At 50.8% G+C, this 22,068-nt stretch carries 16 protein-coding genes; 3 read left to right on the top strand and 13 right to left on the bottom strand.

Going from position 1 to position 22,068, the window contains the following annotated elements; all coding sequences use genetic code 11:
* Positions 1–26: 26 nt before the first annotated feature.
* From VNQ80_RS17490 to VNQ80_RS17445, 10 genes are all read right to left on the bottom strand, one after another.
* Positions 27–794, bottom strand: a complete 768-nt coding sequence (locus VNQ80_RS17490; RefSeq protein ID WP_325641054.1) for a DUF1080 domain-containing protein — start codon at positions 792–794, stop codon at positions 27–29.
* Positions 791–1,945: a Gfo/Idh/MocA family oxidoreductase gene (locus VNQ80_RS17485; protein ID WP_325641052.1), complete on the bottom strand. Its 1,155-nt coding sequence runs from the start codon at positions 1,943–1,945 to the stop codon at positions 791–793. The genes VNQ80_RS17490 and VNQ80_RS17485 overlap by 4 nt, the downstream gene beginning before the upstream one ends.
* 132 nt (positions 1,946–2,077) lie before the next feature.
* Entirely contained in the window at positions 2,078–3,316 is a 1,239-nt protein-coding gene (locus VNQ80_RS17480) for an MFS transporter (RefSeq protein WP_325641050.1), read from the bottom strand.
* Between the two features lie 118 nt (positions 3,317–3,434).
* Positions 3,435–4,292: a sugar phosphate isomerase/epimerase family protein gene (locus VNQ80_RS17475; RefSeq protein WP_325641048.1), complete on the bottom strand. Its 858-nt coding sequence runs from the start codon at positions 4,290–4,292 to the stop codon at positions 3,435–3,437.
* A 50-nt stretch (positions 4,293–4,342) separates the two neighbouring features.
* Positions 4,343–5,395 (bottom strand): ThuA domain-containing protein, encoded by a 1,053-nt coding sequence (locus VNQ80_RS17470; RefSeq protein ID WP_325641046.1) that lies wholly within the window; start codon positions 5,393–5,395, stop codon positions 4,343–4,345.
* Between the two features lie 23 nt (positions 5,396–5,418).
* Positions 5,419–6,456, bottom strand: a complete 1,038-nt coding sequence (locus VNQ80_RS17465) for a sugar phosphate isomerase/epimerase family protein (protein ID WP_325641044.1) — start codon at positions 6,454–6,456, stop codon at positions 5,419–5,421.
* A 202-nt stretch (positions 6,457–6,658) separates the two neighbouring features.
* Positions 6,659–7,876: a hypothetical protein gene (locus VNQ80_RS17460; RefSeq protein ID WP_325641042.1), complete on the bottom strand. Its 1,218-nt coding sequence runs from the start codon at positions 7,874–7,876 to the stop codon at positions 6,659–6,661.
* A gap of 79 nt (positions 7,877–7,955) precedes the next feature.
* Complete coding sequence (locus VNQ80_RS17455) at positions 7,956–9,035, bottom strand: DUF4432 family protein (protein ID WP_325641040.1); 1,080 nt, start codon at positions 9,033–9,035, stop codon at positions 7,956–7,958.
* 2 nt (positions 9,036–9,037) lie between these two features.
* Positions 9,038–11,734, bottom strand: coding sequence for a c-type cytochrome (locus tag VNQ80_RS17450; RefSeq protein WP_325641038.1), 2,697 nt, complete (start codon positions 11,732–11,734; stop codon positions 9,038–9,040).
* Between the two features lie 330 nt (positions 11,735–12,064).
* Positions 12,065–15,256: a PVC-type heme-binding CxxCH protein gene (locus VNQ80_RS17445; protein ID WP_325641036.1), complete on the bottom strand. Its 3,192-nt coding sequence runs from the start codon at positions 15,254–15,256 to the stop codon at positions 12,065–12,067.
* Positions 15,257–15,564: 308 nt separating this feature from the next.
* On the opposite strand from VNQ80_RS17445, the gene VNQ80_RS17440 reads away from it, so the two are divergent.
* Positions 15,565–15,705 carry a hypothetical protein gene (locus VNQ80_RS17440; RefSeq protein WP_325641034.1) on the top strand — a complete coding sequence of 47 codons (141 nt, stop codon included), beginning with the start codon at positions 15,565–15,567 and terminating at the stop codon, positions 15,703–15,705.
* Here the strand turns inward: VNQ80_RS17440 and panD are convergent.
* Positions 15,702–16,070, bottom strand: a complete 369-nt coding sequence (gene panD, locus VNQ80_RS17435; protein WP_325641031.1) for an aspartate 1-decarboxylase — start codon at positions 16,068–16,070, stop codon at positions 15,702–15,704. The genes VNQ80_RS17440 and panD overlap by 4 nt on opposite strands.
* A gap of 27 nt (positions 16,071–16,097) precedes the next feature.
* The gene (locus VNQ80_RS17430) at positions 16,098–17,156 is read right to left on the bottom strand and encodes a DUF6695 family protein (RefSeq protein WP_325641029.1); all 1,059 of its coding nucleotides are present in this window, start codon (positions 17,154–17,156) and stop codon (positions 16,098–16,100) included.
* A 181-nt stretch (positions 17,157–17,337) separates the two neighbouring features.
* On the opposite strand from VNQ80_RS17430, the gene VNQ80_RS17425 reads away from it, so the two are divergent.
* Together VNQ80_RS17425 and VNQ80_RS17420 are read left to right on the top strand one after the other, a co-directional pair.
* Positions 17,338–20,370, top strand: coding sequence for a ThuA domain-containing protein (locus VNQ80_RS17425; RefSeq protein ID WP_325641027.1), 3,033 nt, complete (start codon positions 17,338–17,340; stop codon positions 20,368–20,370).
* Between the two features lie 35 nt (positions 20,371–20,405).
* A complete protein-coding gene (locus tag VNQ80_RS17420) occupies positions 20,406–21,686 on the top strand; it encodes a hypothetical protein (protein WP_325641025.1) in 1,281 nt (426 codons plus the stop codon).
* 26 nt (positions 21,687–21,712) lie between these two features.
* On the opposite strand, the gene VNQ80_RS17415 is transcribed toward VNQ80_RS17420, so the two are convergent.
* On the bottom strand, positions 21,713–22,066 hold the full coding sequence (locus VNQ80_RS17415) for a response regulator (RefSeq protein ID WP_325641023.1): 354 nt from the start codon (positions 22,064–22,066) through the stop codon (positions 21,713–21,715).
* Positions 22,067–22,068 lie beyond the last annotated feature (2 nt).

Below are 22,068 nucleotides of genomic sequence, written 5' to 3'. Positions count from 1 at the left end.
ACGGGCCCCATCGTTGTAACTGAAGCTTAATCGAGGTTTTTCAACCGAATGTTTCGATATTCAATTTTCATGGGCGGGCCCACGTGTACCTGGAAGCCGAGCATCCCCTCAAGTTTCCGGTTGGCCGAATCATCGTCAACGACTTTACTCATGAGTGTGCCGTTGATGTAATGTTCCAATTGATTGCCTTTTGCAACAATCCGGATTTCATTCCAATCGTTTTCCTTAATAAGCAATCGTAGGGAGTCACGATCGCCCAATGACTCGACTTCTTCTCCGGCTGTCCATATGTTTCCTTTGGCGTAGTCGCTGACACTTCCTGATACTTCCGGGAGCCTCATGTGTTGCCCGGGGAATGCCAGGATGGTACGTCCCCGCTCTTCGTAATTTTGCCCCGTATACGTATTTGCCGCATCGATGTCTGCCTGATAGCCTTTTAGCGCAAAAAGAGGCTCGGCGAGTTCCTCGCTCCGGTAGTTAATTCCACTGTTGCCATTGCCGGTCATCCGGTATTCGGCGATCAATTCGAAATCCGCAGGTTGGCCACCGTCCCAGATGATGAATGAGTTGTTGGCTAACTCCTCGCCGGGTACGATTTCGCCTACGAGGGCGCCACCTTCGGCCCGCCACAGGCTGGTGTCGCCGCGCCAGCCCGTTAGGCTGGAACCATCAAACAGTTCCATGTATTCCGCGGAGTCGGATGAGTCCCCTGCATTTTGTTGTGAATTACCTGCGCCGCAAGACGCCATTACCAAGACGGATAAGGTAACCGTACCGATTGTCAATGCCTTCATAATGCTATGTTTGTATTTTTCCAAGCTCGTGCGTTTGCCGATTCGATTACGGCATCGCATACCTTCTGCGTTTCATACGCATTTTTAAAATCCGGTTGGCACGGTTCACCCGTTTCCAAGCTTTTGAGGAAATCCGCCGCTTGGTGAATAAAACTGTGTTCGTACCCAATTCCCAGTCCGGGTACCCACCATTTATCCATGTAGGGGTGGTCGCCGTTGGTTACGTGGATGGAGCTCCAACCCTTTACATCGGAGTCGCATTCATTGTCAAAATATTCCAATCGATTCAAGTCGTGCAGGTCCCACCTGAGTGATCCGTTTTCGCCATTGATTTCGAACGTATACAGTGCTTTATGGCCCCGAGCGTATCGAGTGGATTCGAATAAGCCCAAAGACCCGTTAGAAAACCGGCAATGGAATATACAGGCATCGTCGATGCCGACATCCTGTAGTTTGCCGGTATCGAGGTGAACCCGTTGTTTTACAAACGTTTCGGTCATTGCCGATACTTCGCTGATACCACCGTTGAGCCACATGGCTGTGTCTATACAATGGGCCAAAAGATCGCCGGTTACGCCAGATCCGGCCACATCCACATCCATACGCCATGCGGCGTCACCGCCCTGCGGCAAATCGGCGTTGATGGTCCAGTCTTGCAAGAAATTGGCCCGGTAGTGAAAGATCTTTCCTAGCTTACCGGATTCGATTATTTTCTTGGCCAGCGTAACGGCGGGCAGCCGCCGGTAGTTGTACCATACCGTATTGGCTACGCCAGCTTTCTCGACGGCATCAACCATGGCTTTGGATTCATCTAAGGTCCGTGCCAGAGGTTTTTCAGTCAATACCATTTTCCCCGCTTCGGCTGCTGCGATGGCAATTTCCGCATGCAGGTGGTTGGGTGTACAAATATCCACGGCATCGATATCGTCGCGAGCAATCAGTTTGCGCCAGTCCGTCTCGTACGATGCGTATCCCCATTGGGCAGCAAAGGCCTTCACTTTTTCTTCGCGCCGTGAGCACACGGCCTGAAGTACGGGCCGGTATTGCAGGTCGGGAAAAAAGTTTTGTATGCGATTATACCCGTTTGAGTGGGTGCGGCCCATAAAGCCGCAACCGATCAAACCTATTCTTAACTCCTTTTTTTTATCCATAATGCTAATTTATTAGTAAATAACTTGCCCTTTGCCGATTAAAATCGCCATTACCAGTGTAATATTCTGTTACCGCTGTTAATCCGAACGAAGCACGAGGTTGTTCGGGGCTGTAGCTATAAAGTCGCTTATTTATGCCGCAGCGGTTGGTCTTTCTTCAGACGTTGTCTTTACATTCTTCTGCCAAAAGAAGAAAATGAGAAATAATACAATTAGAATAGCCGGGAACGAAAGCATCTTCAACATTGCATCCTGACCGGTGGCTAGTTCAAGTGCATTATCGGTCAATCCCGCAGCCGCATTTTTTGCACGGGCACTATCAATCCAGTTTCCGATAATCGGTTGGAAGATGGCCGACGAAAACATGCCAGCACCACCAATAATGGACATTCCCAGCGCGCCGCTTTTGGGTACGCGTTGTGCTGCTGCACCCACCATCACCGGCCAGAAATAACAGATACCGATCGCAAAAATAACCGTCGCTACGTAGGCCATTGGGCCCGTTACGCTACTAAACATATAGATGCCGATAGCCGTTAAAATGGCGCCGCCGAGTAATACACCTGTTTGACCGAGTGCTGCTACCACCGGCCCGGCGAAGAAACGGCCTACGGCCATCAATCCACTGGTCAAGGCCAAGATCAACATCGGTTCCGCACCACTAGCTGCCATGATCACGCTAACCCATTGATTGGGGCCGAATTCGGAAATTGCTGTGAGGAACATGCAGAAGAAAATAAACAGGAAGGTAGGGGTAAACATGGCGCGGATATTCTGCCCCAACGATGTGGCACCTTCCACCAGCGGTTTGGGAAATGCTTTGCCAAAAAACAGGAACGCATAGATAACAGTAGGTACCATGGTAATCCACATTTGGAGTTCCCAGCCTAAGTTCATGCTGGTCATGGCTTGGGAGATCAGCGCACCCAACAGGATACCGCCGGGGAACCACATGTGGAACCTATTGAGCATTTTGTCCATTTTCACGCCAGAATACATATCGGCGATCATCGGGTTACACGCAGCCTCGGTACATCCATTTCCAAAACCGATGAATAAAGTAGACAGCAGGAGTGTGGTATAACCGTCCGCATAAATGGTCATTATAATACCAATGGTATGCGCAATAAAGGCCACTCGCATGATGTTTTTGGGGCCGAAGGTGTGGTAAAACAGCCCGCCCAATATCATGGAAATCGGAAAGCCGAAGAAAAACATGGAGTTGATAAATCCAAGTTGCGTATCGGTCAGATTAAACTGCTCGCCAAGCTGTGGCAGAATCCCGGCTCTAATTGAAAACGTAAAAGCCGTCGTAATCAGCGCGAAACAAGAGCCATTGAATAGGGCACTTCTGTTAATGTTTTCGTTCATTGTTTTAATGTTTTAACTGGTTAATACTGATTGTTTTTTTTCTAATACCAATTCTTAATGTAAATGAAGCGTTGAAAATACAATGTTTATTGTCAGTTTCTAAATTTTGTTTATAAATTTAAAAACCGGTCATAAAATGGTTACGTAAAAATGCGGTTCCTTTGATCGCAATATCTTCGCGAGAAGGCTCGAAATCGCGCCAAATGGATGCGGCTTTGGCGATCACTTTGACCGCCGGCGTAAACGACTCGATGACTAGGCTTCCGCGGTAATTGACTTCCTTCAGTGCCTCGCGTATGCTATCCCAGTCGATATGGTCACCGCCCGGTGCTCCCCGGTCACAGCCACACGCATGAACGTGTAACAGTCGATGGGCGGCTTTCCGGATTGCAGCTGCCGAGTCTTTTTCTTCGATGTTCATATGGTAGGTATCAAGCAAGATGCCGATGGCTTGATGGCCGACGTCGTCTACCAGTGCAACTGCCTGTTCGCAGGTATTGATAAAGTCGGTTTCATAGCGGTTTAGCGGCTCCAATGCTAGCTTGACCCCCAGTCCGTCGGCCCGAACGGCTAAGCGTTGCAGGTGCGGTACTACGGTATCCCACTGTTTGCGGTATTCATCTCGCGGTGTTTGTTCGGCTCGTCCTACTGTGGAGTACAGCGGTCCGACCATAACCGGGCAATCGATTTGTGCCATAAATTCCATGGCTTGCGTGATGTATTCCACAGCTGCCTGCTGTTCAGCAGGCGTGCCACGCAAATCCCGCCCGGGGCCCATGGCCGCGCATACCGATGAGCAGGTAAGGCCATGTTCATCAAGCGCCTGTCTAATAATGCCTGCATCGACATAGGCAGCGTCTTCCACGGCTATTTCAACCGCGTCGCATCCCCAAGCTTTAAATTGCCCGAAGATATCCACCTGCTCGCTGGTAAATGGTGATGTGAGCAGAAATGTATTGACTCCTATTTTTAACATATTTTTTGCTATAAAAGTTATCTCACAACCGTAATGGGGCGATGGTGACCTCAATCTCTCTCCAACCGGAAATCCACAGGGAACTGCCCGCGCTTAAATTCATCAAATCCAAACATGGTAGGGGAGTACGGTGAAACAACCGATACATCCACCTGTTGCGTGGCGGCCGTTTCCAATCCGGTAGCCCAGAAACAAGCATTTACCAGCAATCGCCGCAAATCCGCACTTTGGAAGTCGATCGATGCGCCCATGGTAGTTGTAAATGCCTTCCCTGCGTTCCCACCAGGCAGCTGGTATGTCCGCGTCCACGCGATAGGCATCATTTCCTTTTCGGTATTGATTGGTGCATCCGCGCTCATGCCACTTGTTGACTGTCCATACAGTAAAACCGTTGCATCGTTCAGTGCCCCAACGGTATATACATCCGTTGGCCCCCAGATGTCGGCAACGCCCTTTAAAATGGGGTGCGCGGCATGGGTTTCGTTGATGACGGCCCGTGTGCCTTCGTTTCCATGGTCGCCGTGGTGGCTTACCCAAGTTTCGCCGAGGACGATGCTACCGAATCCGTTTTCCCATCCCGGCACACCACTCTGGAAGTCATACTTGGCGTACTGATCTTCCTTATTTCTGGAATAATGGAAAGCGTGTGTAGCTGTCCGGAGGCCGATTACAGGTTTGCCAGCCATGAGGTAATCATCGATATAGCGCATCTGCTCCGGAGGTAGCTCACGAAAGCGAGTGAAGATCACCATCAAATCAGCATTTTCGAGGGCTTCGAGCCCCGGAATGTTGGTCTGTTGATTGGGGTCGATTACACCGCTCTGCGGGTCTAGCGAAAACAACACGGTACACGTAAACCCTAACCGCTTAGCGAGGATCTGTGCGAGCATGGGCAGCGCTTCTTCCGAACGGTATTCCTCGTCTCCACTGATCAGTACGATATGTTTACCTTTTCCCGGACCGGTATTGCCCGTATAGGTAACCCACTCTTCCGATTGTTGGGCCTGCTGCTCGGAATTTGAAGTGGTTTCACCCGCGCAGCAGATGAAACCGAACCATAAGACCACAAATGAACAGCAGAAAGCGCTAAGTTTATTTTGCATGACTCCAGTATTGCGTTGGGGTGTTATCCTTCTTGCCATCCATGTGCATCGCGCACGCTCACGAGCGCCGCCAGTATGTCATTCCATGTCTCTTGTTTGTTGAGCACCGCATTGGGAAACATGCAACCATCCCAGCAGATATGCTTGAATTTTTTGGTAAGCTGACCTTGCTCATCCCGCAGCCAGTGGCCAGCGTCTTCGGCGATGTTTAACTTACCGTTCGGGTCATTAGGTAGGCAGTGACGTCCCGTTTTATCGTGCGAGCCCGACCCGAATACCGTACCATCGTTCTGTGCTACGTGGAAATCGATTGTCCATGGGCGTAGTGCGCGGGTAAGTGTTTTCAGTCCTTCGGTAAGGGTGGCACGGTCGCTCCATTCGAAATCGGCAGGGAGGATCCGGTCTTCTGGTTTGTTATAACCCAGTAGGTATAGGAACGTATGCGACATGTCGGCCTGGAAGCCCATATTTGGCCTATCAACTGCTTCCAGGGTGTCTAACATCGCGCGCCAGCTATGCATACCACCCCAGCAGATTTCACCTTCTGCGGCCAGCTGTTCGCCATAATCCGCTGCCACGTCGCAGGCGGCCCTGAATGTTTCCGCGATGAGTTTTGTATTGCCTGCCGGATCTTCAGCCCAAGCTGCCGGCGAGCATGATGAGTCAATGCGGACCACTCCATAGGGGCGAATACCCTGTTCGCGCAATTGCTGGCCGAACTGGCATGCTTTCCGCACCATTTCCACAAATGTCTTTCTGTTTTCTTCGCTACCGATGGCCGATCCGGCCCAAATGGGAGCAACAAGAGAACCGATGTTTAGTCCATGGCTGCCCACTTTATCGGCTAGGCGCTTCACTTCATCAGCGCCCCCATTGATATCGACGTGCGGCTCCAGCAATCCGACGTCAACCCCGTCGAACTTAACCCCATCAACTTCCGCTGCTGCGGTATAGGCAAGCAGGTCGTCAAAGGGAATTACCGGTTCTGAATCTGCGCCCTTGCCCACGATACCTGGCCAGGTTGCATTGTGTAATTTTGGAAAATTATTCGTCGTGTCCATATCTTATTACTATTAATGAAAGGTAAACTTAGATAAATTATTGATATCTTGTTTGTTTTTTTGGCATCAATGAAATCGCTACGCTAAGTTTGCTTTTATAAGCAATATAACCGTGTTGCATATATAAAAGGAAGTTGCCAATTTCTCCGCTGCCAGTGCGCACACGTTGAGTGGAAATTAAAAAAATAAAGCGCTTTACCTGTTACGATATTACCAAGTCTGGATTTCCGGGTCCAAAGTGTTTCAACATCACAATGGGGTCGGTTTTCGATAAGTTGGTAATCTTAACTCCCGCTTGTGCGGCCGGTTCGCTCACGAAGTATTCGTCATAAGTCAGCTGGCCGTAACGGATAAGCGCCGGTGTTTCAATATCCCACACACCCATTTTACCATGGCCTTGCATCATGATCATGCCATAAGCCGCAGCATCATGAATGGTCACCGTTGCACCCGGGAATACGGTCAGTTCCTTGGCACTGAATGCATCTGATTTGTAGCAGATCCATTTTTCCGAGTAACCTGCAGCGTTCATTTCAGCTTCGTTACGTACGGACAGGGGTGCCATAAATCGGTTCTGCATGGTGTTGGGGTCCAGGTTGAGCTCCCAATCGAGTACGTCGATCAACTCGTCAAAGTCGCCCAGTCGGTCTTCGGGAGTACATTTCCACAGCAGTTCCTCTGGGATAATGGCCTCGTTGACCAGCGACTGGTACATGGCGAATACGTCTGATGCTTTTTGGGGTTCGTACGTGCACAGGCTACCTGGCGCATGCAGCAGGCCGGGGGGAACGTCCCATCCTGTTCCCGGCTCCAGACGGTAAGCTTGCGAGTAATTGGTAATTTTATTGTCGCCCTTCGTAAAGTTCACCAAACACTCACGTATTTGTGCTTTGGTTGTTCCGGGGGCTAAGCCTATAAAGGTATACGGGTAATCGCCGCCATGGTTATTCAGTTGCGGGGGGAAGTAGTAGGCTTCGGGCTTTCCTTTTTGTCCAACGAGAGCCGCCTTCTCATCATTGTGGTGCACGTGATGGGGTAGGGGACCCATATTGTCGAAAAATTTAGAATACATTGGCCAGCTGCGGTGCTCGTCCCAAATCCGCGATCCAATCAGTTCGCCCTGTAGCTCGTCTACGGCATCGCGCAGCAGTAGCTTATTTGTTTTTCCATCACCCTCGTAGACTACTTGGCTCAGCCCTTCGTGTTCGCCGGTAAGCGGCCCATTCTCTGCCGGGGTGGTCGACGACAACCAACGTTCGTCTATACCGCCCCGGACCCCGCCGAGTACATAATAATCATCTGGGTGGAGCTTAATGCGCCGCCCTGGTACGCAAAAGGAGCGCGGGACCCACGTGGGTGCCAGCCGCAATATACCGGAACCGGAATCAAATGCATCGCGAATTAACTGTTTCGTGTTCATAATCTATCTTTTTTATTTTTTGTCTTATTATTCTTCCTGTGACACTGAGCGTATCAGGACGTCACTTCATGCTCTTTGCTTATCGGCGATAACCTGTTTGCGCTAAAAAGTGGGCAATATCATCCGGGTTGTCGTGTATTCGAATGGTTATCCCATAATGGCGCCGTTCGTTTGGTTGCAATAAAATCAGCGACCCATCCCGTCGAGCTTTAGACTGCCCTATTGGGGGGTGGGTGCCGGGTTCTAGCCCTACCACATATTCGCCGGGCCCCCAGTGTTGCCAGTTGGTCATCCAGGGCAGCTGAGATTTTTTAAATTCAATTGCCAATGCGATTCCCAAGTGGTGATTGTATATTCCACAATGGCAGCGACCATCGGCATCAGCGGCGATATCAATAAATGCGGCTTCCTCGCCGCCACCGATATGCTCTTCCAGCGGCGGTTTCCCTTTTTTAAAAGGCAAACCTTCTTTGAAAATCTTGGCTTTTTCACTTCCTTCCCGTGATGTCCACGATCCTTGCCAGCAGATATCCACATCTTCATCCACCAATGGCCATCCGAGGTTCATGTGGTAAAGCAGCATATGCGGTGCCGGCGTATTTCCCGTATTGACGACTTCATCATCGATACGAATGGCCGCTTCGCCGAGTCGGCCACTGATGGTGCGGCGTAGCGTGAGTTGCGTACCGAGGGGTTGCGATTGCTTGATAACCCCGGTAATCTGCATGTCCAGTTGGCCGGTCGTGGGATCGGGTTGGATGATGGATTCAATGGTAGCGGGGATACCGCTATATTGGCTATGGAGCCCTCGTTCCCCCGTGGCGTCAGATTCGGGCCCACCAATGTGGTCGAGGCCACACGTGGTTAATAACCCACCCCCGAATCCATGTAGCCACTCGATACCCCGATAGGGACGGAGACTCGGTGCGGTTACGCCAAGGTGGCTTATCCATGCTAAGTTGTGGGCGTTGTACTGCGCGTCAGCAATATCCAATCCGCGGTCGATAACCACTTTATACCGGAGCCCAGTACCTGTATTAATCCAAGCAATCCGCGTTCCCCGCCCTGCACCGTTGTCCAGTACAGCCGTTTCGATACCGCCCACCTGTATGGGGTTGGAAATCTTTTCTGCCCAGTCCTTTGCCCGGCCGTTATCCATTATCATTTTTTATAAACCGAGTTATTTTCGTTGCCCCCCGACATGAGGTAAGCCATCAGGTCTTTCAACTCTTCGGGATTTAGCACGTTCAACGAGCCCGGCGGCATGATCGATATTTTAGACTCCCTCACTTCTGCCACGTCTTTCTTCGCTATCTCCCTCAATTCTTGGGGCGCATATGGGTTTTGGGATATGGAATAGACTTCCTCGTTCTCATTAATTAACCTACCCATAACTGACGTACCGTCGTTTAGCACGAACACTTTGCTTCCGTATTGATCGGAAATCGCATCACCCGGATCGATGATGGCCGTAAGCATATCCCGCACCGAAAAACGGGTGCCCAGTTGGGTAAGGTCAGGTCCAATGGCGCCGCCTTCGCCCTGTATTGTGTGGCAGGAAGCGCACCTTACGGCTGCAAATAGCGACTTACCATTTTCAAAGCTACGGTCTTCTTTAGTTTCGTCCTCTTCGATGGTTTTCAGGGCATCCTCGATTTTCCAATTTCTGCCGGGGCCTTTAGGAGGAACGATATCGACCAATAGGTCTTTGCCCGATTCGGTCAAGAGCGAATCGCCGGAAATTATGTTGTAGTGTTCACGTTGGTCGTCTGACACTTTTTCCAGTGCACTTTTCCGCGCGGCATCAACAAAACCTACATAGCTGTTGCCCCCGTTGTAGCCAAATGCATCATGGAACCAACTGAAGTAGCGCTCATACAACGCTGGAGTCCATCCTGCCGTGGCTTTGCTTAGTGTGGTGGCAAAGTAAATCTGTTGGGCCGGTGGTGTTTTGGCTAGCGTATTGGCAATGGTCATTCCGTAATCCGGATTACGCAAAATCAGGTCTGACGAACTGGTCAATGTCGGTTCTACCGTCGTTGAGTCGTCTTCACCATTTTCGAGGAGCGCGAGTGTTCTTTCCGTGGCATAAGGCGCACCGATATGGATCAGTATTTTGCTTAGTTCGCGATTTAGCGCATTGTCGTTCGCCGGGTAGTGGTCGGCAAAGTAGCCAATCAGTCTATTGGTGATCTCTGGCTGTACATTGCCCATCCGGTACAAGGATACTTCAACGGCGCGTAACAATGCGATTTTATTTTCTTTTGATATCCGGCCGAAATCGATGGTCATCAACTTACGCAATAGGACAGGTTGAAGCGAAGAGTCGCCCATTTTGGCCATTGCCAACATGGCATGGTTTACCGTTCGGATGTTCCGTTCGCGGAAGGCCTTTTTGCCCCAGGTGGTTACCGGCTGGTGCATCAATGCTACGGTCGCGGCGTAACGTATGTGGCGGTCGTTATGGTTTAGGTATGGCCATACTTCATTGATGACATTCGTGTCCAGGGCAGATTCGAAGTGGCTTTCGATTTTCCTCCGGATTGCCATTTCCTTGGTGATATCACCACTTTTCAAAGGTTTGTCTTTGATTTTTTCGTAGTCCTTATATGAAACGCGGTAAAGGTCCGACTCCAATCGCCGTCCGCCGGCAAGGAAATACAACGACCCATCCGGACCGATTTCACCATCGGTCAGCGGCAATGGTACCCCCGAAAGGAATTCCTCTGCAGATACGCTGTATGAGGCACCTTGTTGTTTTAAATTCACTGCATAGATAATGCCGAAGCTCCAATCAAATGCAAACAAGCTGTTGCGGTATTTATCCGGGAATTTCGCTTTTCCGCCATACATGAGGTTGGTTGGTGAGCCTTGGCCGATGTTGAGTAATGTCGGTAGGTTATCGGGATAATAGGTCGCCCATTTGCTGTTGCCGGTGCGCCATCCGAATTCTGCTCCTTTAGTAACGTGCAGCAAACGGGTAGGGCGATACCAAGGCATGCCAAAATCCCATTCCATGTCCGAATCGTAGGCGAAGAGTTCGCCATCATTATTGAATGTGATATCAAAGGTATTGCGGAATCCACCGGCTACCAATTGCCATTCTTTTCCTAGCGAATCTGTCTTTACAACGAACCCACCGGGAGCCATTCGATCAGTAGCATGCCCACGCGGATCCGTTATTCGTTGAAAGATGTTATCTTCATTCCAATTTGATGGTAACAGGTAGCTGTCCATTTTGGGCACATCCGTATGATTACCCAATACCAGGTAAAGTGATTCGCCATCCGGCGCGAGGATGATACTGTGTGGGCCGTGTTCGCCGTGGCCGTCGAACACCTTTAGCTGGGTGATTTCGTCAAACTGGTCGTCGTTGTCAGTGTCTCTCAGTCGATACAGGCCACTGCTTTTTTCCATGTTGGAACCCCCATTATGGTTTACCACCACATACAGGCTATTATACGCCCAAAGTAGGCCTTGGGCATACCCCATACCTATTTTCGTTTGGGTGCTATCGTTTTCCCATTGATCGTCTGGGAAAACAAGCTGCTGCGGTTCGCTGGTGAGCGTATCGGAGCCGATTTCCGGCATTTCCAAGCGGTATAGGGCACCATATTGGTCAGACGTAATCATCCGCCCTTTGTCGTCAAACGTCATGGCTACCCAAGATCCCTTTTTGTTTTCGGAGGGGCTGTAGAGGTGCTCCACCACGAAATCGGTGGCTACCGTGATTTTTTCCACCTTCGGCTTTTTGGCTGCGGATTCTTTTTCGGTGTCTTCAGTTTGGCACGCCGTTACCGTTAATAACGAGATGCATACGGCGATGAAGCCTGTTTTTTTTCTAATGAATGTTTGCATATATCTGTTTAGCATGAAATACGTGTAACAAATACGTTGAATGTCGTTGCCTGTCACCAATTCGTCACTTCAACGCAATTGATTTATTACCCGAACGTGAAAAATCCGATTCTCGCGAAGGGAGGATACCCTTGAAGATTTCTCTCGACGATTGGCTTTCGTAGTGTTGGCAACGCCATTTTCGTATTGTACTTGGTACTGGGTAACATAAAATAACAGCTTACTGGTGTCCACAATGCTACTACGTTTAGCGTAAAATTTCATCCTGTACTGTCCTGAATAGCCGGTTATGGCTATGCGTAGCCCTACACGTCGGTTTCAGGAATGTTGTTATTTCAGCGGGTGTTCCTTAAGTAGCTCCTCCGGCGAGTAGAAGCCTTTTTTATCGGCAATGGCTGCACGGATGGCCTTCACTTCGCCGGCATCGACCGGTGTTCCTTTATTGCCGAAAGCATTCTTCACATAAGTAAGCACTGCAGCTACCTCTTCGTCGTTGAGCAGGCCGCCGAAGGGTGTCATCGGCACCTGGCCGGGGTATTTTTTCCCCAGCACCTCAATGGGCCCGTGTAAGCCTTTCAGCGTGAGCTTAATCAAGCGGGCGTCGTCATCGAGCACCCACCGGGTGCCGGCGAGCGGCGGAAACCCTGAGTTGGGCAGTCCCTTGCCATCGGCTTGGTGGCACGTCATGCAAAAGCCTTCGCGCTGAAAGATTAATTGGCCCTGTTTATAGCGGGCCAAGTCGGCGCCTTTCAGGTCGGTATTTGCATCCACGGCTGCCTCGGTTTCAACCGGAGTAGCCGGGTTTCCCAAGCGGGTGGCCGCCGTTTGGTAGGCATCGCCCATCCAACTGTCGATCGGATGTTTGGCGGCTTCCTCCAAGATCGGTGATGTTTTTTCTTTATCGAGCCACGAGGCTGCCACGATCGCTTCCAGGCGTACCCGTCCATGTTGGTCGGCGGCAGCCTCTTGCAACAATTCCGCTTGATCCTTCACCTGATGGCCGGTGTAACGCAACACCCGTACAGCCGCTGCGCGTACACGGTGATCGCTGGCATGCAACAGTTTGCGCAGTAGCGTCTGGTCTACACGGTTGAGCCCCCAACTTACCCAGAGGCCTTCGAGCAGGTGGTGTTCATACCGGGGGGCACTTCGGTCCAGGCCGTCGAGCCATGGACCAAGCTGCTTAAGTACCTCATCGGCGTCGCGGCCCCGGAGTTCGCGCCGTGTGCGGTAACGGGTACGGTATTCGGGCAGTTTCAGGTTATCCAGCAGGGTGGCGATATCGGCATCTGCGATGGTAGCCGGTTCGACCAGCGGCCGCGACGGGTACGTAATCCGGTATATCCGGCCATGGGTATGGTCGCGTAGCGGGTCGCGCTGGTTGTGCTGCATGTGCCCAATGAGCACATTGTGCCAATCGACGACATATAGGGAGCCATCTGGTGCAAATTCCATATCGACGGGCCGGAAGTTCGGGTCGTCAGACCGCATCAGGTCCTGCCGGTGGTGGCTACGGTAACCCGTGCCGTCTTCGGCCATGGCGTGCTGTTTCATGCCCAGGAAGCCGATGGTGTTGTTGATGAGCATATCGCCTTGCACATCATCGGGGAAGTGGCGGCTCGATATGAACTCCAGGCCCGATGTGGGCCGTACGCGGTGGGCGTTCTCAATCAGATTCCTTGCCTTCGGGTTTGCTTTCCCATAGATTGGTTTCAGCGACCCTGGCATCATCCAGGTCACATCGGGCCCCGACGTTTCTGCATAGAAATTCTGTCCCCATTCATCGAAGGCGATGCCCCATGGGTTGGGGATGGAAAGCTGGGCGGTATATTCCAGTTTATGGCGGGCGGGGTTATAACGGAAAAAGCCGCCGTTGGTGCCGCGCACCTGCCCGTAAGATGTTTCGATATCGCTCAGTAGGAACACCCCTTGGCCCATGTAAATGGCGCCCGAGGGGTCGCTCGTATAGGCATGGTGTGCGTGGTGGGTGTCGTGGTCGTCGAAGCCACTCAGCAGGATTTCTTGCTTGTCTGCCCTATCGTCGCCATCGGTATCCGAAAGAAGGACCATATTGGTTCCTTGAGATACATAAACACCCTCTGCGGCAAGCTCGAATCCCATGGGCAGGTGTAGGCCATCAGCAAAGATGGTCTGCTTGTCGGCCTTTCCGTCATTGTCAGTATCCTCCAGTATCAGCAGCTTGTCGTGCGGTTTGGGGTCGCCCGGTTTCCAATGTGGGTAGGAGGGCATGGTGGCTACCCACAGGCGGCCCTTGTTGTCGAATGTGAGCTGTACCGGCTTCTGTAGGTCGGGGAATTCCTGTTCGGAGGCAAACAAGTCTATTTCATAGCCCGGTGCCATGTGGAATTTGTCGAGGGCTTCCGCGCCGTACAGGTATTTAGGCAGCGGCGCATCGGTATTGCGCGGCAGGTAGTTGGTTTCTACCTTGGGCAGCGGGGTCGTAGTCGCATCGGCACTGTCGAGGTTCATCCGCACCCCCTGTACCGCTTTCCAGATGGCTTGGTCGCGGATGGCCGTCATCTCGCGAATCTTAGCAAATTCGGCCGGGTAGTTGTCCGGACCGAAGGGGTCGTAGCGGCGCCCGAATGCCTGCACGCCGTTGGGGTGCTTGAAATCCTGAAACCAGAGCCAATTCTTTTCCATCACCGCCCCGTGGACCAGTTGGCGGTGGGTAGCGTCGGTTTCCTTTATCCGGCCGAACACTGCATCGGCCAACCGTGCGGAAAATTCGCGGTATCCGGCATCGTTGAGCTGCGAGCCATCGATGGTCAGCGGGTCGCCGTTGCGGCGAAACAGTTTGCTGAAGGGCCGGTACATATCCACGAAAAGGACGCCATTGTCTCGGGCCACTTCAGCCATGGCTTCGGTATACATCGCCAGGCGCTTGTTTTCCGCGGTGCCATCCGGTAGGTCGTGGTCTCCCGAACGATCTTCAAAGGCAATGGGCGATACGATGGCCAGTTGGGGGGGCGTGGAGCCATTATAATGCTGTTGCAGCGTGTATTTGATGAAAGCGTCGAGCTCTTCGCGGTAGCGTTTCAGTCCTTCCTCACCGCGGAAGGACTCGACATAACCGAAAAACCCGATAATGATATCTGCCTTGTGTCGGGTCAGCCACTCATCCGGCATTTCCCAGTGCCCCTGCATATCGGGGTCATTCAGCAAGTCTACATCAGATTGCAGTGTGTCGGCACCGGGGAATGCCCAAGGGGAGGGGCGACCCGAATGCGGCCGGAAGCCAGGCGTATTACCGGCATCGCACATGTTGCGGATATATAGGAGGCTGTCGGGGTACCGCAGGTGCATCTCAGTTTCGAAATGCCCATAGTTCATCATCCGCGATCCGAGGTTATTACCCACTAGGATAATGTGGTCCCCATGATGGAGTGTCAGTGGGGTGGGGGTGGGGGCGCTGCATTGGAAGGTACAGGAGACCGTAACCAACATGCCCGCGAAAACCAGCGATCTTAAGTGGCCGCTTATGCTATGTTGAATGTTCACTGAATTAATACGTTTATTGACGTTTTCATTAATCCAAATCGCTATTGCTTACGTGTTACAATTGGGTCGAATAACATCATACAGTCGCTAATTGGAGATTACAATGCTACTTTTTTTGTGGGGAAACATCATCCTGTACTGTCCTGAACGGTACGCGTTTTTATGACCAATTTCAACGAACAGGATCACCTCCCGCGGCCATCTTCACACCCACACTTCCGGTTTCCCTAGCGAATAGAATACTTGGTCATCTAAGCTAAACAAACGTAGCTAAAGAAGCGTTGATATGCAAATTATAATGGTGTGAAATGACGCCCGCCCTTCCGATGGCAATTGCGGGAAGAGAAGAGCGGATAGGTTGTCGCGGCGGCAGGCTGTTTCGGAGCAAGAAGGGAGGGGTCTCAGAAGAAACCATCGAGACACCCTCTTCTCATGACGATTACTATTAATAGTTGTATTTATCTACCTTATCGATCTGGTTGTTGTCTTTGGTAAACACCAATACCGGTTGATAACGGTCGGCCTCTTCTTCGGTAACCTTGAAGAAGCTAAGGATATGGACCGTGTCGCCTACTTTCGCATGTAGCGCGGCACCGCCGTTCATGCATACTTCACCGCTACCACGTTTGCCGGGAAGTACGTAAGTCATGATACGGCTGCCGTTTATGGCGTTGTTGACATACACTTGTTCGTATTTCTTTATTTGAGCTGCGTCCAACAAATCGGCATCCACGGTTATAGATCCGTTGTATGCTACATTTGCTTCTGTTACTTTAACCGTGTGAATTTTTGATTTTAAAATAGTTAACTCCATATTGTTTGTGTGTTTCCTTAACTGTTGTTATGCTGTCTTCGCCTGCTTATTTGGCTTGTCCGTGGTTTCTAGTACAATTTCCTTGCCGTACTGTCTTATTACATGGTGTTTGTGGTGGCAGTGGTAGGTGAATTGGTGAGGCATGTCCGGATTTATAGGGTGGTTGCTGGTGCATGCTACCCTGTATTCTTGGTGGCCGTTTGCCGCGTATTTGGTGACCACGAGCGCATCGCTATCCATATCGCGGTCTAGGATAAACCAAGCTCCTTCTCCAATGCCACCCAGCCATTGCGCAGTTGCGGGAACTGTTTTCGGCCGTTGTGGTTCGGCTATACTGCCTGGTTCACGGTCGCAGGGAAGGTCCTTGGATTTGGCGGTTGAAAGGTTGTGCAGCAATTGGTCGATTTGGAAGCCAAGCGAACGCCAGCGGTTCATCTGTTGGGCCTCCAGCTTTCCTTCGTGGTAGCAATATACCGTCCTGTCGGGCGAGGCGTTCACCACGTTGCTCATCGGGCTGGGCTTGATGCTTTCCGGCAGGGCAATCCGCCGCCGTGCAGGATGCTGGTTTCCCAACCCTGCCAATAGCACTTGCGCTACATAACGCGAACAACTGTTATTTCCAGTAGCGATGGCTCCATATTTTATAGGGCCCTGTTCCACGAGTTGGTTGGCAAACCGGTGTGCTGCGGTATAGGAAAGGCCCTGGGCAATAGCAAAAAATAATCTTCCACCGCCATGGGTAGCATCTTCTATTTGGGATAGTTCATCCAAGATAGCGTTTAGATTGGTAATATGCCCGCTATCGATCTGTGCACGGGTCTCTAATGCAAGGCGAGGGTCAGATTCAACGGAGCGCGCGCGTCCATACCCACGCGGTGTGATGTACCTACCAAAATCAAAATAAGCCAACGCGCCCGTCTGCCGGTGTACCAATACGATAGCGGCATGGCCCACTTTGAAGTTCAGGTTTTTTACGACACCAAGTTGTTTAAGTATAGCCATCCACCGTTCATCGCCACGGGCGGTTTGGTCAGGCCAGGCCATAACCAACGCCAAATCTTGGTTTTCTTCCAACTTACCCTCCATTCACGGTTTTTTTTCCTCGGCGGTGAAATAACCGTCAAAATCTGTAAACAATTGGGAATTCATGCTTATTGGCATATGCTGCGCTTTTGTATTGGGAAACTTACTAAATCAATTTAATATTTATCACGAAAATATGGTAAAATTTGCCATTTTTGCAATCCTATATGTAATGGACCCAAATATGGAAAGAATCAGTCACCAAGGTACAACGAAATCTTTATTGTTTTTTTTATCGGTTATCTTATTAATTGCCAGCTATTCCTGCAATAAGCGGAGTGGGCCACCGCGTTTATTGGTATTTAGCAAAACAGCGGCTTTTTATCATGAATCTATCCCCGCGGGGAATGCTGCTTTGATTAAGCTTGCTGGCGAAAACGGGTATGCTATTGATACGACCACCAATGCGGAATGGTTCAATGATGACAGCTTGAAAAACTATTCGGCAGTTATCTTCCTAAGCACTACGGGCGATGTCCTTAACCATTACCAGGAGGCTGCCTTTGAACGGTATATTCAAGCTGGTGGTGGTTTTGTAGGTATCCACGCCGCATCAGACACCGAGTATGACTGGGGCTGGTTTGGCCGGTTGGTGGGCGGTTATTTCAAAGGCCATCCACATCCGCAGGAAGCTGCGTTTCATGTGGTCGATTCGCTTCATCCGGCTACCGAAGGCCTTCCGAGCACTTTCCGCTACGATGACGAATGGTATAACTTCAAAAATCTCAGTTCGGAAACCAACGTGTTGGTTACGATTGACGAAGATAGCTACAAAGGGGGCGACAATGGCGACGACCATCCGATGGTGTGGTACCATGAGTATGATGGCGGGCGTTCGTTCTATACAGCCCTGGGGCACTCCGAAGCGTCTTTCAGTGATTCGCTGCACCTCAAGATGATATTGGGGGGCATCAAATATGCTGTTGGTAAAAATTTGAAGCTCAATTATAACAAGGTCAAAACGCAGCTTCCACCCAATCCACAACGTTTCGTGAAGAAGCAACTGCATACTGGCGGACTTTTCGAGCCGACGGAGATGGCAATTTTGCCGAGCTACGATATCCTTGTGGCCCAACGACGGGGCGAGCTGATGCTCTTCGAGCAAGAGAGCCAAACGGTAAAACAGGTCGGTTTCCTAGATGTGTATCATCAATCGGGTGTGCCAAATGTCAATGCCGAAGAAGGTTTCATGGGACTCGCGTTGGATCCTGACTACGAAACGAACAAATATCTTTACGCTTTTTATAGCCCTGTCGATACGTCGGTAAACCGCTTATCGCGATTTGTTTACGACGATGGCAAGCTCGATATGGCATCGGAGCAGATCATCCTTCAGTTCTACTCACAACGTCAGATTTGCTGCCATACGGGCGGGTCGATTGCGTTCGGTGGTGATGGATTGCTCTATTTGTCTACTGGTGACAATTCAACGCCGTTCGATCAACCGGACCCTTCAAAATATAAGAACCGCGGTTTTGCACCGTTGGATGGCCGCCCCGGCTACGAGCAATATGATGCACGCCGGTCGGCCGGCAATACCAACGACCTACGGGGTAAGATTCTCCGCATCGACGTGCAGGCCGATGGCACTTATGAGATACCCGATGGTAACCTATTCGCCGAAGGGACGGCGAAAGCCCGGCCCGAGATATATGTGATGGGCAATCGTAATCCGTACCGCATTTCAATCGACCAGAAAACAGGATTCCTCTATTGGGGTGAAGTAGGCCCCGATGCGGCCAACGATAGTTTGGCTACACGTGGGCCGCGGGGATACGACGAGGTAAACCAGGCTCGTAAGGCCGGATTCTTCGGGTGGCCATTATTTGTGGGCGATAACTATGCGTATCGGCCGTTTAATTATGATACGGGCGAATATGGTGAACCATTTGATGCGGCAAATCCTGAAAACAGTTCACCTAATAATACCGGCTTGCAGGTGCTGCCGCCGGCACAACCCGCATTTATCTGGTATCCGTATGCGGCATCGCCTCAATTCCCACAGGTGGGCACCGGCGGGCGCAATGCCATGGCTGGTCCGGTATATTATACCGACATGTTCCCTAAGGAGACCCGTTATCCAGACTATTACGATGGGAAACTGATTATTTACGATTGGATTCGCGGATGGGTTAAGGCAGTTACACTGTTGCCGAATGGTGATTTCGACAAAATGGAGCCGTTTGTGGAAGATGCCTCTTTTGCCAATCCCATTGATATGGAAGTCGGGAAAGACGGCAGAATTTATGTGTTGGAATACGGGCGGGGATGGTTTGCCAAGAACGATGACGCAGGTATTTCGCGCATTGATTATATCGCGGGTAATCTTCCGCCACAGGTAGGTGATATCGAAGTGGAGAAAACCAATGGTGCCACGCCTTTCACCGTAAACGCTACGGTTACCGCTAGTGATAATGAAAACGACCAGCTGACCTATACGTGGAAAATCGGCGATATTACCCACGAAACAAATGAACCTACGCTTAGCTATACCTTGGAGAACCGTGGAGAGTACAGCATCAGTGTCACGGTTTCTGATGGCAAAGGGCAAGCGGAGAGCAATCCGGTGTCGGTTTACGCTGGCAACGACAACCCGCTGGTGGATATTGTGCTTACCAACACGACCGGATTTTATACGCCGGGCGAACATATCGGCTACACGGTTAGTGTGGACGACCACGGTCGTGCAATCGATACGGCCAACCTGGTCGTGGCAATCGACTATATCTCCGGTGCGGATATGGCTGGTGCGTCTTTGGGACATCAGCAGGTTTCGGAGATTGTATTGGGGCGTAGTTTGATGATGGCCTCCGACTGCCAATCGTGCCATAAAATAGACGAGCCTAGTGTCGGCCCCTCTTATATGCAAGTTGCATCGCGTTATCGAAACCAGAAAGACGCCCCTTCCTACCTGACCGAAAAGATTATGCAGGGTGGGAGCGGTGTGTGGGGCGAGGTAGCCATGGCTGCTCACCCCGATATGAAAGAGGCGGAGGCACGTCAAATCGTACGTTGGATTATGTCATTGGCCGATGACGAAGCGGCCAAACGCAAGTCGCTGCCGGCAACCGGTGCCGTTGTTGCAAAAGATGTAACAGCAGGTGATAAAGAAACCGTGTTGCGCATCCATGCACAATATACCAACTCACCGGGCATGGGCGTTAAGCCGCTGACCGGGTCGAAGACGGTCGATCTGAAGTTGAAAACCGACAAATAGACGTACGGCGTAATACTTACGGAAGACGATAAACCATGAATGAGCGGGAGTTTCGAGCACATTGGCCACTCGGGCATCGCGTTGCGTTTCGGTTTGCCGCGGTGTTTTTCCTGCTGTATATTTTGCCGTTCCCGTTTGAAAAGGGGCCTGGTATCCACGTCATGGCACAATGGTATTCAAGGGCCTGGCACGCCATTGTCGCATGGGTGGGTAGCCACATTCTTCGCTTGCCAGAACCAATAACACTTTTTCATGGCGGCAGCGGCGACAAGATCTACGATTATGTGTTCCTATTGACTATTGCGGTGCTGGCCTTGTTCGGTACTTTGCTTTGGAGTTTCGTAGACCGGCATAAGCTATCCTATCCCACCTTGTTCCATTGGCTGCGGGTGCTGGTGAGGTATTACCTGGGTAGTGTGCTCGTTTTTTATGGCATGATCAAGGTATTCCATTTGCAGATGCCATCGCCCAGCCTGTTCGAATTAACAGAACCCTTTGGCGCCAAAACGCCGATGGGATTGGCATGGTCCTATGTGGGTTACTCCCGTGCATTCAGTGCATTCACAGGCTTTGCGGAGGTGACTGCGGGGATATTGTTGTTTTTCCGTAAGACGACTACCCTAGGTGCATTGTTGGCGGCGGTCGTGATGCTTAACGTCGCGGTGATGAACTTCACGTTCCATATCCCCGTAAAGCTGTATTCATCGCTCTTGTTCGTTATGGCCGTTTTTCTTGTGCTGCCCGATGCGAATCGGTTGGCGCGTGTATTGCTTTTGAACAAGCCAACACAACCTCGCCCACGGCGGCAATATTTACGCACGCGGTGGATACGAAATACTTCCTTGGTAATCAAGATACTTTTTATCGGTCTGGTGGTTATCGGAAATGCTGTGGTCTGTTTCGAGCGGGTGAAGACCACTGGTGATCAGCGAGCGCGATCGCCCATGTATGGGATTTACGATGTTACCGAATTTATACGCAATGGGGATACCCTTGCGCCGCTCACCACAGATGGCAGCCGCTGGCGGCAGCTCATTACCGATTTCCCTGACCATATCCATGTTAAGTTCATGAACGATTCAGTTGCCTATTATCCGGTGGCTTGGGATACGACAGCGCATAGGCTGGTGATCAGTGCGGGAACTATGCGGGAAAAGGGCACATTCCAGTTTGAACAGGCGTCGAGCTTGCTCAAGCTGCATGGTATGATGGGATATGATTCCGTTGAGATTAAGCTACAGCAGCGTGACCTGGAATCGTTTCATTTAATAAATACCCGGTTTCGGTGGATAGCGGAATATCCGAATAATCGGTAATCCAACGATCAATTCGCCAACGTACCCTATTTAATAAAACTCAATACAGTTTCCCGCATGGGCTGTAGCGAGAATGGTTTTGGAATAGCGCCATCGGCACCGGCTTCTTGCGCTAGTTTAATGATATCCGGATTGGCGGAAAGCATAAGGACGGGTACATTTTTATACTTTTGGCTGTTTTTAATGAAGCGACACACCTCAAGCCCATCTGTGCCAGATATTTGCTTGTCCAATATAAACAAATCCGGTGCATCGATATCATTATCGACTATCTTATCGCCATTTTCAAAACTGACCAATTCAATGTCATTCGCTGTGAAAACAATTTGAAAAATATCCCTGATTGCGTCGTCATCCTCTATCAATACGATACGTTTCATAA

Source organism: Parapedobacter sp., assembly GCF_035556095.1.
Taxonomy (GTDB): domain Bacteria; phylum Bacteroidota; class Bacteroidia; order Sphingobacteriales; family Sphingobacteriaceae; genus Parapedobacter.
This window is presented reverse-complemented; position numbering and strand designations above follow the sequence as displayed.